The sequence below is a fragment of the Pseudothauera hydrothermalis genome (assembly GCF_003345255.1).
Taxonomy (GTDB): Bacteria; Pseudomonadota; Gammaproteobacteria; order Burkholderiales; family Rhodocyclaceae; genus Pseudothauera; species Pseudothauera hydrothermalis.
Genome location: NZ_CP029331.1, coordinates 1651158 through 1665163, shown reverse-complemented (window position 1 = coordinate 1665163; position 14006 = coordinate 1651158). Strand labels below are relative to the sequence as shown.

Annotated in this window: 14 protein-coding genes; 7 read left to right on the top strand and 7 right to left on the bottom strand. The window is 62.0% G+C overall.

Features of this window, described 5'->3' with window-relative positions:
* Window positions 1-81 precede the first annotated feature (81 nt).
* The 5 genes from DIE29_RS08020 to draG all read left to right on the top strand — a co-directional run bounded on the left by DIE29_RS08020 (window position 82) and on the right by draG (window position 5427).
* Window positions 82-1560, top strand: coding sequence for a DEAD/DEAH box helicase family protein (locus DIE29_RS08020; protein ID WP_102041586.1), 1479 nt, complete (start codon window positions 82-84; stop codon window positions 1558-1560).
* A 255-nt stretch (window positions 1561-1815) separates the two neighbouring features.
* Window positions 1816-3321 carry a nitrogenase cofactor biosynthesis protein NifB gene (nifB, locus tag DIE29_RS08015; RefSeq protein WP_102041587.1) on the top strand — a complete coding sequence of 502 codons (1506 nt, stop codon included), beginning with the start codon at window positions 1816-1818 and terminating at the stop codon, window positions 3319-3321.
* A 14-nt stretch (window positions 3322-3335) separates the two neighbouring features.
* On the top strand, window positions 3336-3626 hold the full coding sequence (locus DIE29_RS08010) for a 4Fe-4S dicluster domain-containing protein (RefSeq protein WP_102041588.1): 291 nt from the start codon (window positions 3336-3338) through the stop codon (window positions 3624-3626).
* Between the two features lie 229 nt (window positions 3627-3855).
* The gene (locus DIE29_RS08005; RefSeq protein ID WP_205409707.1) at window positions 3856-4431 is read left to right on the top strand and encodes a nitrogen fixation protein NifQ; all 576 of its coding nucleotides are present in this window, start codon (window positions 3856-3858) and stop codon (window positions 4429-4431) included.
* A complete protein-coding gene (gene draG / locus DIE29_RS08000; protein ID WP_237269423.1) occupies window positions 4432-5427 on the top strand; it encodes an ADP-ribosyl-[dinitrogen reductase] hydrolase in 996 nt (331 codons plus the stop codon).
* Between the two features lie 74 nt (window positions 5428-5501).
* Here draG and DIE29_RS07995 read toward each other — a convergent pair whose 3' ends face one another.
* The 6 genes from DIE29_RS07995 to nifH all read right to left on the bottom strand — a co-directional run bounded on the left by DIE29_RS07995 (window position 5502) and on the right by nifH (window position 10952).
* Window positions 5502-6224 carry a dinitrogenase iron-molybdenum cofactor biosynthesis protein gene (locus tag DIE29_RS07995; protein WP_102041590.1) on the bottom strand — a complete coding sequence of 241 codons (723 nt, stop codon included), beginning with the start codon at window positions 6222-6224 and terminating at the stop codon, window positions 5502-5504.
* 70 nt (window positions 6225-6294) lie between these two features.
* Complete coding sequence (locus DIE29_RS07990; protein WP_102041591.1) at window positions 6295-6498, bottom strand: 4Fe-4S dicluster domain-containing protein; 204 nt, start codon at window positions 6496-6498, stop codon at window positions 6295-6297.
* Between the two features lie 18 nt (window positions 6499-6516).
* The gene (nifT, locus tag DIE29_RS07985; RefSeq protein WP_108080027.1) at window positions 6517-6741 is read right to left on the bottom strand and encodes a putative nitrogen fixation protein NifT; all 225 of its coding nucleotides are present in this window, start codon (window positions 6739-6741) and stop codon (window positions 6517-6519) included.
* Window positions 6742-6802: 61 nt separating this feature from the next.
* Window positions 6803-8371, bottom strand: coding sequence for a nitrogenase molybdenum-iron protein subunit beta (gene nifK, locus DIE29_RS07980; protein WP_102041592.1), 1569 nt, complete (start codon window positions 8369-8371; stop codon window positions 6803-6805).
* Window positions 8372-8480: 109 nt separating this feature from the next.
* A complete protein-coding gene (gene nifD, locus DIE29_RS07975) occupies window positions 8481-9956 on the bottom strand; it encodes a nitrogenase molybdenum-iron protein alpha chain (RefSeq protein ID WP_102041593.1) in 1476 nt (491 codons plus the stop codon).
* 111 nt (window positions 9957-10067) lie between these two features.
* Window positions 10068-10952, bottom strand: coding sequence for a nitrogenase iron protein (gene nifH / locus DIE29_RS07970; RefSeq protein ID WP_102041594.1), 885 nt, complete (start codon window positions 10950-10952; stop codon window positions 10068-10070).
* A gap of 220 nt (window positions 10953-11172) precedes the next feature.
* Between nifH and DIE29_RS07965 the strand changes: the two genes are divergently transcribed.
* Complete coding sequence (locus tag DIE29_RS07965) at window positions 11173-11979, top strand: NAD(+)--dinitrogen-reductase ADP-D-ribosyltransferase (RefSeq protein WP_237269422.1); 807 nt, start codon at window positions 11173-11175, stop codon at window positions 11977-11979.
* A 187-nt stretch (window positions 11980-12166) separates the two neighbouring features.
* Window positions 12167-13051, top strand: coding sequence for an SIR2 family protein (locus DIE29_RS07960; protein WP_102041596.1), 885 nt, complete (start codon window positions 12167-12169; stop codon window positions 13049-13051).
* Between the two features lie 71 nt (window positions 13052-13122).
* On the opposite strand, the gene DIE29_RS07955 is transcribed toward DIE29_RS07960, so the two are convergent.
* Window positions 13123-13998, bottom strand: a complete 876-nt coding sequence (locus tag DIE29_RS07955; protein ID WP_102041597.1) for a universal stress protein — start codon at window positions 13996-13998, stop codon at window positions 13123-13125.
* Between the last annotated feature and the right edge of the window lie 8 nt (window positions 13999-14006).

Here is a 14006-nt window from a genome sequence, read left to right as displayed (position 1 = left end):
CTATTTGCATCGTCGGGATGCAGAGGTCATCGAGATTCTGGGCGTGTTCCATGGCGCCATGGACATCGACAGGTATCTGCCATGAAGGTCACGCTGTTCGATTTTCAGAAGGATGCGCTGCATCAGTTGCGCGACAAGCTCGCCGCCGCACGCAATTTTGCAAGCAGCGACCATCCACAGGCCATTGCCTTTTCGGCACCCACCGGCAGCGGCAAGACCATCATCATGACGGCGCTGTTCGAGGCGATTCTCGATGAACCCGACGATCAACTGGAGTGGCCGACAAGTCGTTCGCCGGGCCGCCCCAAGGACGACTTGGCCCCCTCGGGGGGCGGCTCTGTGGTAGCGTCACTCAACAATATCGAAGATGTGCCGCCTTCGGAAACCGGCTCCAGCCGTGAGCTGGTGGTGCTCAAGCGGCGCGCCGGGATGGAGGATGTCTTCGCGGCACTTTCCGAGTTGGTCACCTACCGCGTCAATGCCGCGCGGGCGCAGAGCCATTTGCGGCGCTTCATGGCGATTGCGCGCCATCTGACGCTGGACGAGATCGATGACGATGCGTGGGACGGCGCCAAAGGCCAGATCGTCGAATGGATGGCGGCGCAGATTACGGCCATGAAGTCCGCAGGCACATTGGAGGCGGCCGCGCAGACCATTACCCACGTTGGGTTGAGAACCCTGGCTGTCGAGCATGGCACGGGTGTCGCCGAACCCGAGACGGACTATCGCATCGAGGCATCGAGCTTGGACATTGACCGGCTGTTCGAGGAAGCCGGCCGGGTGTTCGGCAACGGCTCGCACATGACCTACTGGCAGGCCAATGCCGACCGCGATGCGTTGGATGTGAAGGTCGAGGTCATCGTGTTGAGCCGCCAGCCTTCGGCCATGGCCGCGCTGGAGTCGGCGGCCGAGCAGGCGTTCGATGCGCTCTACGATACGCACAAAAAGGCTATCGCCCAGATCAAAGAACACCGCCGCGTCCAATACGAAAAGCTGCGCCTGGCCACGGCCAAACCCGTTGAGGTGCCTTGGCATCTGCCGGAATCCATCGACTTCAAGCGTTTGCCCACCGATCCGCACTGGGATCGCCATCTGTACGTGGAGAGCGACGGGCAATTCCGTGCCGGGCTGGGCACCTGGGAAGCGGGGGTACTGAAGGAAGAATTGGCCAAGCCGGAGGTGATCGGTTGGTTGCGTAATCTCGACCGCAAGCCCTGGTCGCTGGAAATCCCCTACGAGACCGGCGGCGAGATTCGGCCGATGTTTCCCGATCTGATCATCGTGCGAAAGGATCGCGACCATTTTATGGTGGATATTCTCGAACCCCACCGTCCCGATCTTGCCGACAATTTCGAAAAGGCTATCGGTTTGGCGCGGTTTGCAGAGCGCCACGGTGCCCTGTTCGGACGCATTCAGCTGATCCGCCTGCATGCTGTGGCCGCTGGCGCGCACTTTCTTCGCCTGGAAATCAATCGGGCTGCAACGATCCGGGCGCTGCTGCGCATCGGCAGTAATGCACAGCTAGACGATCTGTTTTTAGAAATGGGAACCGTGGCGTAACCGAATGTGCGGTAGCGCGTTGATTTTGCGGCCGCAGCCGCAGCGATGCCTATGAGCCGGGGCGAAAAAGACATGCGCAGGCTGTCCGCCGTGTTGCGAATGTCACAAAGTCGAATCCGGCTGGCTGTCGGATGTGCGACAAACTTCCCTTTGTGCGCCTGTAAAAAAGCTTTAAAACAATGACTTGAAGTGTCCACGCGACTGGCACGGCGCTTGCGGAAGATGGGTGTCAGAGACATCGCAAGGGGAACGACGATGGAACTTCCGGTCATCAGCAATGCCGCGCCGGCTGCCGCCGGGGGCTGTCATGCCAGCGGTTGTGGCAGCGCGCCGGATGCGCTGGCACATCTGCCCGATCATATCCGCGCCAAGGTGCAGGACCACCCCTGTTACTCGGAAGAGGCTCACCACCATTTTGCCCGTATGCACGTGGCCGTTGCCCCGGCCTGTAACATCCAGTGCAATTATTGCAACCGCAAATACGACTGTGCGAACGAATCGCGCCCGGGCGTGGTCTCTGAGCTTTTGACACCGGCCCAGGCGGTCAAGAAAACGCTGGCGGTGGCCGCGGCCATTCCGCAGATGAGCGTGCTGGGCATTGCCGGACCGGGCGATCCGCTGGCCAATCCGCAGCGCACCTTCGAAACCTTCCGCCAACTCGCCGCCCAAGCCCCGGACATCAAACTGTGCGTGTCGACCAACGGATTGGCGTTGCCCGACTTTGTCGATGAGCTTGCCCGCTACAACATCGACCATGTCACCATCACGATCAACTGTATCGATCCGGACATCGGCGCGCAGATTTATCCGTGGATTTTCTGGAAAAACCGGCGCATCCGCGGCGTGGAGGGCGCCCGGATTCTCATCGAACAGCAGCAGCGGGGGCTGGAGATGCTCACCGCCCGCGGCATCCTGGTCAAGGTCAATTCGGTGATGATCCCTGGCATCAATGACGAGCACCTCAAGACGGTGAGTAAGATCGTCAAGGCCAAGGGCGCATTTTTGCACAACGTCATGCCTTTGATTGCCGCAGCCGAACATGGCACTTACTACGGCATCGTCGGCCAGCGCGAGCCTACCGCACTGGAGCTGGAAGCGCTGCAGGATGCCTGTGCCGGCGATATGGCGATGATGCGCCACTGCCGCCAGTGCCGCGCCGACGCGGTCGGTATGCTGGGCGAAGACCGCGGCGCCGAATTCACCCTGGACAAGATCGACGCCATATCGATCGATTATGCCGAGGCAATGCAGACGCGTGCCAAGGTGCGCGCGCAGATCATGGCCGAATTGGATATGAAGCGTGCGCTGCGGAAAGCGCCCAAGTTCCAGCCGGAAGCGACCGTCCCCCCAGCCCAGTTGCCGGCCTTGCGCAATCTGCGTGTGGCCGTGGCGACCAAGGGCGGCGGGCTGATCAACCAGCACTTTGGCCATGCGCACGAGTTTCTGGTGTATGAAGTCGGCCCGCAGTCGACCCGCTTTCTCGGTCACCGCCGCTGCACCCCCTACTGTATGGGCGACAGCACCTGTGGCGAGGGCGAGACCGTGCTGGCCGGCATCATCCACGCGCTGGAAGGCGTGGAAGTGTTACTTGCCAGCAAGATTGGTTTTGAGCCCTGGGGTGAGTTGGAAAAGGCCGGCATCCAGCCCAACGGCGAGCATGCCATGGAGCCGATCGATGAGGCCCTGCGCGCGGTGTATGACGAGTTGGCCGCGGCCGGCAAGCTCGCTGCTCCCGCAAACGCTACCCGCGCCGTGGCCTGAGCAGGAGGCTTGCCATGAGTTTGAGCATCAACGATTTGTGCGTGGGCTGCTACGCCTGCGAGCCGCTATGCCCCAATGCGGCCATCGGCGCTTCGGCAGAGAGCGGGCGTGCGGTGTTTTTCATCAACCCGGACAAGTGCACCGAATGTCTGGGCGATTACGACTTGCCGCAGTGTGCCGAAATCTGCCCGATCGAAGGCGCCATTGTGGATGAATACGGCGAGCCGCTGAACCCACCGGGTTCGCTCACCGGCATTCCGGTTCATTTGCTGGATCTTTCCAGAGAAGGCGAATGCCGGATGTGACGCTGTGGTGAAAACCGGGCTTGTGCCGTTTAGCAGGCCGTTGAAAAACGTAGCGAGGATGGCCAGATGCAAGGCGCACGGAGCGCAGCGACCGCAGCCTCTCAAATAGATAGGCGAGGAAGCGAGCACCGCGCAACGCCGCAGATGGCCCACCGCAGTAGTTTTTCAACGGCCTGTTAGCTTCGAGATGGCCAACTCCGGCCACCATGACCGCATGGAGGAAACATAGATGCTTGCGCCCCGGATGCACCGTCCTTCGCCCGCCCGGCTTGCGCTGCAGGCGCACCTGATGGCGCACGCTGCAGGCAGCACCAACGATGAGATCGTTGCCCATATGATCGCCGGCTGGACGCTGGGCGAGGGCATGCTACCGGCCGATCTGGGCCTGGGCGCGGAGCGTTTTGCCGGCCTGGTCGGCCGCCATTTTCCGGGGCTGCGATGGCGTCCCAAGGCCGATCTAGCACCGCGTCCGACGTTGCATCCAGAGTTTGACGATCTGCTGCGGATGCTCACGGCCGAAGCCGATGCCGCCGTGCCGAGCGCCAAGGAGATGGCCGTGATCGTTGCCACCGGCTGCATGGGGGCCGACCATTTATGGCAAGACCTTGGCCTGCCGTCGCGGCGGGAGCTTTCGCAATTGATGGCGCAGAATTTTCCGGCGCTGGCTGCCGCCAACACCGGCGACATGAAGTGGAAAAAGTTTCTCTATCGAGAACTGTGCCAGCGCGAAGGCATTTACGTCTGTGCTTCGCCCAGTTGCGAGGCTTGCACCGACTATGCACTGTGTTTTGGGCCGGAAAATTGAGTGGCAGGCGAAAGCGCCCGAGTGCTGCGCGGTGAGATGATCGACGATACGCATCCGCCCGAGCCCGCAGAGCTGCCATCGGCGGTGGTCGAGCAGTTGATCGACCGCGCCTGTGGCGTCATGCTCGGGCTGGCCATCGGCGATGCGCTAGGCGCCACGGTCGAATTCATGACTTCGCGCGAAATCGCCGCGCAGTATGGCGTGCACAAGCGCATCGTCGGCGGCGGCTGGTTGCGCCTGCCTGCGGGCGAAGTCACCGACGACACCACCATGACCTTTGCCTTGGCAAAGGCCTGGCTTGCTGCCGGCGGTCCGCCTACCGCGCAGCAATGCGCCGCGGCTTTTGACGCATGGATGCGTGCCAGGCCGGTGGACATCGGCAACACCGTGCGGCGCGGTATCCTGCGCTGGCGTTTGCACGGCAGCGCGCAAGCGCCATACTCCAGCGACGCCGGCAACGGTGGGGCGATGCGCTGCGCCGCGGTGGCGCTGGCGACCTTGGGCGCGGCTGAAGCGGATATTGCCGCGGCGGCGCTCGCCCAGGCCCGCGTCACCCACCATAACCGGCTCACCGATGCGGCTACCGTCGCCCTGGTGCGCATGGTGCACGCCGCCTTGGCAGGCCGCGGTCTCGGGGGCGTGCTCAACATTGCTCATGCATTGGCGGCCGATCACCCTGAATTCGCCTTTCGCACAAAGCGTTGCGACAATCCAAGCGGATACATCGTCGATACGATGCGTGCCGTCTGCCAAGCCATCGACAACAATGACGGCTTTGCGGCGGTGCTCATCGATGTAGTCAATCGCGGCGGCGATGCCGACACCACCGGCGCAATCGCCGGTATGGTCATGGGTGCGCTGGTCGGCGAGTCCGGCTTGCCGAGCGCATGGCGGCGCGCGCTGCGTTTGGAGGTCAGACGTGAGGCGATAACACTGGCCTGCGCGCTGCTGGAACTGGCCCCGGCGATGCGCCAGGGCGGTCTGCAGATCGTCTAGCTTCTGCGCAGCCGGCCCCCGGGTGAGCAACAGGCGGCCGGCGGCGTTGGCGTTGTCGATGGCTTACATGCCGGTCATGCTTCGAGCTTGGGGGCTGGGCTAAAGCGTGCCAGCGACTGCGCTTTTCTGCCCAGTGCGCGGGCCAGCCATGGGGGCGGGCTGCCCAGCACCTGCTGCAATGGGCGCAACACCTCACGGGCGGCGCCACCGGCGGGATATTTCACCGGATGCACGCCGGCGCGCACCACCTTGGCCGCAGCCGGCCCGCCAATGGATTGCACATATACCAGTTGGCAGCCGGCCAAAAGTTCGGCGCGTGCGGCATTGCGGTCCTCGGCGCCGTCGGCTTGCAGCGCGGCGCGCACCGCAGCAAGCCAGATGCCGTCTTCGGCCACGCGGTAGATCAGAAAGCGCTTGCAGGAGCCGAAGTGACCGTCGAGCTGCTCACCGCTGTTGGAGGCCACAGCCACGGTCAGCGCGCCTTCGCCCTGGGGGATGTCGGGATCGGCCACCGGCGCATCGTCCGTCAGACCTTCGCCCCACAAGTAGCGCACCGCGGCTTTCAGTGCGCTGCCCTCTACACCGGGGTCGACGATTTCGTCGCCTTGCAGCATCGCCTTCAGATCGGCCACGGTCATGCGCGCCAGTTTGTCGTCGGTGACTGGCAGGCCAAGGCGCTCGCTCAGCGCATGCACGAAAGCGGCGAGGTTGACGCCGGGCAGGGCGCGCGCGGCCATGGCGATACGCAGCGCGGTTTCGCGCGAAACCGGGCTGCCTGTGGGGGCGGTGGCGTTCATGGCAATAGTGCTCCTGGCTGTGCGGCACAGAGGCGGCCGGCCGGACCGTCCGCGCCGCAGATAGTCCGATTCAGGCTGCAAGTGGGACGATGGTGCTGTCGTTACCCGGACATACCGACACGCATTGCGGCTCGTCGTACTCGCCTGCGCATTCGGTACAGGTGTCCGGGTTGATTTTGAAGATGCCGCCCTTGTCGGTGATCGATTTGGTGGGGCATACCGGCTTGCAGTCTCCACAGGAGGTGCATTCGGATTGCAGAATCTTGAGCGCCATGATGGTTCTCCTTGGGTGTCATTCCGGGGCGTCGAGCCGCCTGGCACGCAGCGAAACCGGCAGCTTGGGCTGCGCGTTCAGTGGATCGACGTAGTAGGTGCCGCCGTTGGCCAGCTTCAGCTCGCCCCCCCATTTGTCGGCCTGATCGAATTCGATCGAAACGATCAGGTCCTCCAGGTCGCGCTTGGGCAGGTAGAAGGACAGTCCGCCTTCGGCGGTCTTGCGGATCATGATGTTGGCCATGTGAGCTCCTTGAACGAGCGCCGCCTCCGCGAGGAGGCGGCAGTGCGTAACGGCCGTTGGCCTAGCGGATGAGGTCGTAGTTGTAGTCGGTGGTGCCCATGCCGCGGGTCTCGTCGTCGAGTTTTTCCAACACGGCGTTGACCAAGGTGGTGAGGATGTACATCGCGCCCTCGTAGCCCAGAGTGGTCATGCGGTGCAGGTGGTGACGGTCGAAGATCGGAAAACCGAGGCGGATCAGCGGCACTTCGAACTGCGGACCCTTGAAGGCGGTGTCGCGCTGGATGTACTTGCCGTAGGAGTTGCCGATCAGAAAATCGGGCTTTTCGGTAAAGCACAGGCTGCGCAAATGCCACAGGTCGTTGCCGACATACACCTTGGCGTTGGCCCCGTAGGGGCTGGAGGCCAGCAACTTGTCCATCGCTTTGCCCCAGCGTTTGTTGGCGTTGTTGGACAGCACATGCAGCGGCTCGGCGCCCAGTTCCAGCAGGAACTTGGTCAGGCCCATGACGAAGTCCGGGTCGCCATAGAGCGCGAATTTCTTGCCGTGCAGCCAGGTATGGCTGTCTTGCATCATGTCGATCAAGCGCCCGCGTTCGAGTTCCAGCGAGGCCGGAATCGGCTTGCCGGTGATCTCGGAGACCTTCATCAGGAACTCGTCGGTCCAGGCCAGCCCCATCGGGATGTTGAGCTTCGGAACTTCGTGGTTCCAAGTGTTTTCGACAAATTTCTTGGTTTTTTCCAGTTGCCAGGGTTGCAGCAGGATGGTGGTGTAGGCGTTGGGCGCGTCCTTCATCTCATCCATGGTGGTGCCGCCCGCGTACATGCGGTATTGGCCGTCTGACGGGGTGTCGAGCACCTCCGATGGGTTGGAGAGAATGGTGGCTTCGACGCCCATTTCTTTCATCATCCGGGCGATGACGCGGTAATTGCCCAGATAGGTCTCGAACCCCGGTACGAAATTGAGCTTGCCGTTGGAACCGGGGGCCTTGCCCTCCATGTGGTTGAGGGTGAAGTAGCGCGCAATGCCCTCGAACATATTGTCCCAGCCGGTGGTATGGCTGCCGACGAAAGACGGGGTGTGGGCAAACGGCACCGGGAAATCCTGGGCGATATGCCCTTCCTTCTTGGCGTTGTTGATGAAGGCATTGAGGTCGTCGCCGATGACTTCCGCCATGCAGGTGGTCGACACCGCGATCATCTCCGGCTTGTACAGTGCCTTGGCGTTTTCCAGACCGTCGAACATGTTTTTCTGGCCGCCGAACACCGCTGCGTCCTCAGTCATGGAGTCGGACACGCAGGCGATCGGCTCCTTGAAGTGGCGGTTGAAGTAGGTGCGGAAGTAGGCCACGCAACCCTGCGAACCATGCACATAGGGCAGGGTCTTCTCGAAACCCAGCGCGCACAGCACCGCGCCCAGCGGCTGGCAGGCCTTGGCGGGGTTGATGGTGAGCGCTTCGCGGGCGAAGTTGAGTTCCTGGTATTCCTTAGTGGTGGTCCACTCGAAGGTTTCGGCGATCTTGTCGTCGGGCACCTTCTCTTCGAACAGGTCCTGCTTGTTCTTCAGCGACGTTTTGTAGTCGTCGTCGCGAAACAGCGGGTAGCAGGGCTTGATGTCGTCAACGATCTGCATTTGAGGCTCCTTGGCCGGCGCCACTCATCCGTGGACGCGGCACATAAGGTTGATTCCGTGCGGCGGGAAGCCGGATTGGGCCGGCACCCGCCGTCTGGTTTGGGTGCGGTCAGGCGGCGGCTTTCACTTCGTCCGCTTCGGCGCGCTTTTTCCACGGCGGGGTCTGTTGGCCCCAGCACGGATTGTTGAGCGTCATGTCCATGTCGCGGGCGAAGATGGCAAAGCCGTCGTAGCCGTGATAGGGACCGGAGTAGTCCCAGCTGTGCATCTGGCGGAAAGGGATGCCCATCTTTTGGAAGATGTACTTTTCCTTGATGCCGGAGCCGATCAGATCGGGTCTGATGCGCTTGACGAACTCCTCCAACTCGAAGCCGGTGACGTCGTCATACAACAAGGTGGCATTGCCCATTTCTTTGATGGTGCGGTCGTAGTCGTCGTTATGGGCAAACTCGTAGCCGGTGCCGACTACTTCCATACCCAGATCTTCATACGCGCCGATGACATGACGCGGACGCAGACCGCCGACATAGAGCATGACCCGCTTGCCTTGCAGACGCGGCTTGTACTTGGCGATGACCGCTTCCATCATCGGCTTGTACTTGGCGATCACCCGCTCGGCGCCTTCCTTGATTTTGTCGTCGAAGAAGGCGGCAATGCGCCGCAGGCTCTCCTCGATCTTGGTCGGGCCGAAGAAGTTGTACTCCATCCAGGGGATGCCGTACTTTTCTTCCATGTGCCGGCTGATGTAGTTCATCGAGCGGTAGCAGTGCAGCAGGTTGAGCTTGGCTTTGGGCGTGTTCTCCATCTCGGCCAGCGTGCCGTCGCCCGACCACTGGGCGATTACCCGCAGCCCCATCTCCTCCAGGATGATCCGGGAAGCCCAGGCGTCGCCGCCGATGTTGTAGTCGCCGATGATGGTCACATCATAAGGGGTGGATTCGAATGGCTTGCCGTCGCGGTTGCTGAGCACCCAATCGCGGATGGCGTCGTTGGCGATGTGGTGGCCCAGCGACTGGCTCACGCCGCGGAAACCCTCGCAGCGCACCGGCACCACGACCTTGTTGATTTCCTTGGCTGCCTTTTTGGACACCGCTTCGATGTCGTCGCCGATCAGACCGATCGGGCATTCGGACTGCACCGAAATACCCTTGTGCAGCGGGAACAGTTGCTCGATTTCCTGGATGATCTTGGCGAGTTTTTTGTCGCCGCCGAAGACGATGTCCCGCTCTTGGAAATCCGAGGTGAAGTTCATCTCGGCAAAGGTATTGACGCCGGTGGTGCCGACGTAATAGTTACGCCGACCGGCGCGCGAGTACTGACCGCAGCCGACCGGGCCGTGGGAGATGTGGATCATGTCCTTGACCGGCCCCCACACCACGCCGCGCGAACCGGCATAGGCACAGCCGCGGATGGTCATCACGCCCGGCTGCGACTTGCGGTTGGAAGTAATGCATTTTTTCGACTGCTCGATGGAATGATCATTGACCGCCAGATGTTTGGCGCGGTCCTTTTTGGCTTTTTCGGGATAAACCTCGAGAACCTCTTGAATCAGGCTCTCGGTTTCTTCACGGGTGAGCGTAGACATCCTGCTTCTCCTGTCCATGCCGGCACCAATCCGCGCACGGCATGCTGAGGTTTGCTCGATACCCGGTCACGCATGAACGCACCGGGCCACGGTCGGTCGTCGCCGACGGTTTTACGCGGCAGCCGCTTCGGCAGCGGTTTTGCCGATGATCGACTCGTCTTCTTTCTCCATGATGCCGAACTCCATCAACAACTCCTCCAGTTCATCCATGGTGCACGGGGTGGGGATGACGAACTTGGTGTTGTGGATGATCTTCTGCGCCAGCGCGCGGTACTCGTCGGCCTGCTTGCAAGTCGGGTCGTACTCGATCACGGTCATGCGGCGGATTTCGGCGTGCTGCACCACATTGTCGCGGGGCACGAAGTGGATCATCTGGGTCCCCAGCTTGGCGGCCAAGGCTTCGATCAGCTCATCCTCGCGGTCGGTCTTGCGTGAATTGCAGATCAGCCCGGCCAGACGCACACCGCCGGAATTGGCGTACTTGACGATGCCCTTGGCGATGTTGTTGGCGGCATACATGGCCATCATCTCGCCGGAGACCACGATGTAGATTTCCTGGGCCTTGTTCTCGCGGATGGGCATGGCAAAACCGCCGCAGACCACGTCGCCCAGCACGTCATAGAACACGAAGTCGAGATCCTCGTCATAGGCGCCTTCCTCTTCCAGGAAGTTGATCGCGGTGATCACACCGCGTCCGGCGCAGCCCACGCCGGGCTCCGGGCCGCCGGATTCGACACAGCGCACACCGCCAAAGCCGACCGACATCACGTCTTCCAATTCGAGGTCTTCTACCGAGCCGGCCTCGGCGGCCAGTTCCATGACCGAGTTCTGGGCCTTGCTGTGCAGAATCAGACGGGTGGAGTCGGCCTTCGGGTCGCAGCCGACGATCATCACTTTCTTGCCGGCTTCGGCCAGCGCGGCGACCAGGTTCTGGGTGGTGGTAGACTTGCCGATGCCACCTTTTCCGTAGATAGCGGCTTGACGCAGTTTTGCCATGATGCGTTACTCCTTGTCGAAACGGGGTTTGTGAACCGGATCGTGCTGCCCCGGGACCACGCCCGCCGTGCCGCAAAGACCGTGCCAATTTCAAAAATTTTTCTAAAGCACTGAAATGAATAGGGATTTATCTAGTGTTGGGGCATCCGCCAGTGTGTGCGCGTGCGACAACACCCCTACAATTTGTCGTGCTAAAGACATTCCGGATCACCTGCTGCGCTTGAGTGCCCCGCCCGACATGCGGCTGCCGGTCAACCGCTGTAATTTGCCGGCCGAGGCTCTGGCCAGTCTGGCTTTCCAGCTCGCGCCGGTCGCGCTTGAATTGGACGGTGTATGTCCATTGCATCGGGTATTGTTCGATCGGTTGGCCACCGTCGACGATGCCAAGGCGCGTGCGCGGCTGTTCATGCAATACATGACCGCCCATTTTTTGCTCGATGACGCACCCGCCCAGGGTTGGACGCCGGGTGCGCGGTTCGATCGCAGCCGGCTCGATTACCTGCGTCTGCTGCGCGGCTGGTTGTTCGATTCCGAGGCGCGCGAAGGCGCGGTGCTGAAAGGTTGGGTGGAGTCCCGCTTTGGCCTGCTCACCGGATATCACCGCGAGCCTTTGGGTTCAGGCGACAGTGCCGCGCGCATCGTTTTCGAGCGCGAACGTGCGGCGGGTCTGTATGGAACCGGGGCGTTGGAAAACCAGATCGACCTGCTCTACGCGTTTAGCCAGCATGAGTTGGCGCGCCGCCACCCCGGACGAGCCCATCTGACGCTGTATCGCGGGGTTCGCGGCAACGAGGCGATTGCCCCGCTGGCGCGGCTGGCCGACGGTCGCCGGCTGGTGCTGTTGAATAATCTGAGCGCTTTTTCCGCCAGCCGCGAACGCGCCGGCGAATTCGGCGATCGGCTCATCGTATGTGAGGTGCCGCTTGCCAAGGTGTTGGCTTTCTCGGGCATGTTGCCGGGCCGATTGCAAGGCGAGGACGAATATCTGGTCATCGGCGGCGTGGTTGCCATCGGCTTGACCTACTGACCGGTGCGCGGACAGCGACTGCCGCGCGGGGTTGTCGGATTTGTCGCATCTACTACAAACCGAATTCCCGCGCTCGCCGGCCGATGCCGCGCCTGGTGGGCTTTTTCTGACCATGGCGCGTTCGCGCTCAGCCTGGCATCGATCTTGCGCGGGGCTCAAAGTCCCAGCCCCCGAACGGAAGAACACCATGGAAACCCACTTTGCCGACATCCGCGCCGCACTGCAGCGCGGCACCGTCGTTCCCGTTCTTGGTCCCGAAGTGTTGGCCGATGTCACCCATCGACAGACCGGGCGCAAGATTCCGGCCAGCAGCGACGAACTGATCCTGGCCATCAACAATGGTCAGCCGATGGCGCCGCGCCTGATGTATGAATTTCCCCGCGCTGCGATGAACATCGAGCTCAAGCGCGGCCGCAGCGCCTTGCTGCGCAGCCTGATGCAGATCTACGCAGACACCGGCTGGCGCGAGGCTGCGGTACATCGCTGGGTGGCCGAACAGAACCTGCCTTATGTGATCGATCTGAACCGCGACGCCGGACTGCAGACCCTCTACGCCGACCGTCCGCACACGCTGATCGTGGGGGTGGCCCGTATCGCCGGCGGTTTGCGCTATAAGCTCTACCGTTATGACGGGCAGTGCTACCAGGCTGCCGCGGATCAGCAGGCAATCGACCTGGATGCGCCGATCCTCTTCAAGCCGTGCGGCACGCCCTATCCCGAAGCACAGTGGATTGCCTCGGATGCCGATTATGTGGATTACATTACCGAACTGATGGGCGGATTCGCCATTCCGCCTTACCTCAAAGCACGGCGCCGCGGGCTGCAATACTTGGTGCTGGGCACTCGCCTGAACCGCGACACTACCCGTATGTTGCTATCGGAATTCATGCACGGCGCAGCGCTGCCGGCCGGCTGGGCGCTGATTCCCGAACCCAATGACAAGGAGCGTCGTTTCTGCGCGCGGCTCGGCCTGGAGCTGGTGCAGGCCGATGTGCGCGAATTGGTCGGTATGGGCGAAGGGCCGCAATGTTTACACACGGCCCGCGCCGATGCATCCGTCCCCGCTAACTGAGGCTGCACGAAGGCTGCCGACACGATGTTCATCAGACGCCCTGAACCGCGCGGTCGACTGCGGTTTTATGTTCAACGCAGCAGCAGTGTGGGAATTTTCGACGAGCGCAGCAGATCGGTGGTCTTGCTACCGAACAGCAGGCTGCGTAGTGGCGAATGGGCATAAGCGCCCATGACCAGAATGTCGATCTCTAAATCGCGAACGGCGCGTGCGATGATGCTCTCCGGGTCGCCCGGGATGATCTGCGCGCACACTTCAAAGCCTGCATCTTGCAAGGTCTTTTGCGCCCACTCAACCAACCGCGCAGCATCCTGGCGGGGCTTGCCCGACATCAGCAAGTGCACGGGTAGGCCGCGGAACAATGGGCTGGCGGCGATCATCTCGACGCCGCGCCGGGTCACGCTGCTGCCATCGTAAGCGATCAGCGCGCGGCGTGGCGTGCAGAACCCTTCGGTAACCGTGAGAATGGGCTTGCGCAGGGCACGTACCACATGTTCCACGTTGCGGCCGAGATCGCGCTGGGTGGTTTGGGCTGACTCACCGCGTCGGCCGAGTACGAACAGGCGCACGCCAGCTTCGTGCTCGGCCAGCGTTTCGCCCAGCTCGCCGTGGCGCTGGCGCATGTCGGGCGTCGGTACGCCAACGTCGATCGCCCGCTGGCGCAGGCGGTTGAGGAAGATGCGTCCCGCCTCGCGCGCTTGGCGGGCGCGCTGGGCATCGATTTCCGACAGTTGGCTGAGCAGCTGTTCTTGCGCATTGAACCCGATCGCTCCGCTGTGATCCCCACCTGAGCCGATTTCTGGATGACGATTGATGACATGCAATAGCTCCAGAGGTGCTTCCAATCGTTTGGCCGCCCAGGCAGCGTAATCGGTCACGTAGTCGGCAAAATGCGAGCGGTCGACGCAGGCCAGCACCTTGTTGCCGAAATCGGTTTTGCTGTGCATGTATGCCC

Bases quoted from the DNA above. Each gene is read 5' to 3' on its own strand.
- DIE29_RS08020 (WP_102041586.1), top strand. From the start codon at position 82: ATGAAGGTCACGCTGTTCGATTTTCAGAAGGATGCGCTGCATCAGTTG.
- nifB (WP_102041587.1), top strand. From the start codon at position 1,816: ATGGAACTTCCGGTCATCAGCAATGCCGCGCCGGCTGCCGCCGGGGGC.
- DIE29_RS08010 (WP_102041588.1), top strand. From the start codon at position 3,336: ATGAGTTTGAGCATCAACGATTTGTGCGTGGGCTGCTACGCCTGCGAG.
- DIE29_RS08005 (WP_205409707.1), top strand. From the start codon at position 3,856: ATGCTTGCGCCCCGGATGCACCGTCCTTCGCCCGCCCGGCTTGCGCTG.
- DIE29_RS07995 (WP_102041590.1), bottom strand. From the start codon at position 6,224: ATGAACGCCACCGCCCCCACAGGCAGCCCGGTTTCGCGCGAAACCGCG.
- DIE29_RS07990 (WP_102041591.1), bottom strand. From the start codon at position 6,498: ATGGCGCTCAAGATTCTGCAATCCGAATGCACCTCCTGTGGAGACTGC.
- nifT (WP_108080027.1), bottom strand. From the start codon at position 6,741: ATGGCCAACATCATGATCCGCAAGACCGCCGAAGGCGGACTGTCCTTC.
- nifK (WP_102041592.1), bottom strand. From the start codon at position 8,371: ATGCAGATCGTTGACGACATCAAGCCCTGCTACCCGCTGTTTCGCGAC.
- nifD (WP_102041593.1), bottom strand. From the start codon at position 9,956: ATGTCTACGCTCACCCGTGAAGAAACCGAGAGCCTGATTCAAGAGGTT.
- nifH (WP_102041594.1), bottom strand. From the start codon at position 10,952: ATGGCAAAACTGCGTCAAGCCGCTATCTACGGAAAAGGTGGCATCGGC.
- DIE29_RS07960 (WP_102041596.1), top strand. From the start codon at position 12,167: ATGGAAACCCACTTTGCCGACATCCGCGCCGCACTGCAGCGCGGCACC.
- DIE29_RS07955 (WP_102041597.1), bottom strand. From the start codon at position 13,998: ATGCACAGCAAAACCGATTTCGGCAACAAGGTGCTGGCCTGCGTCGAC.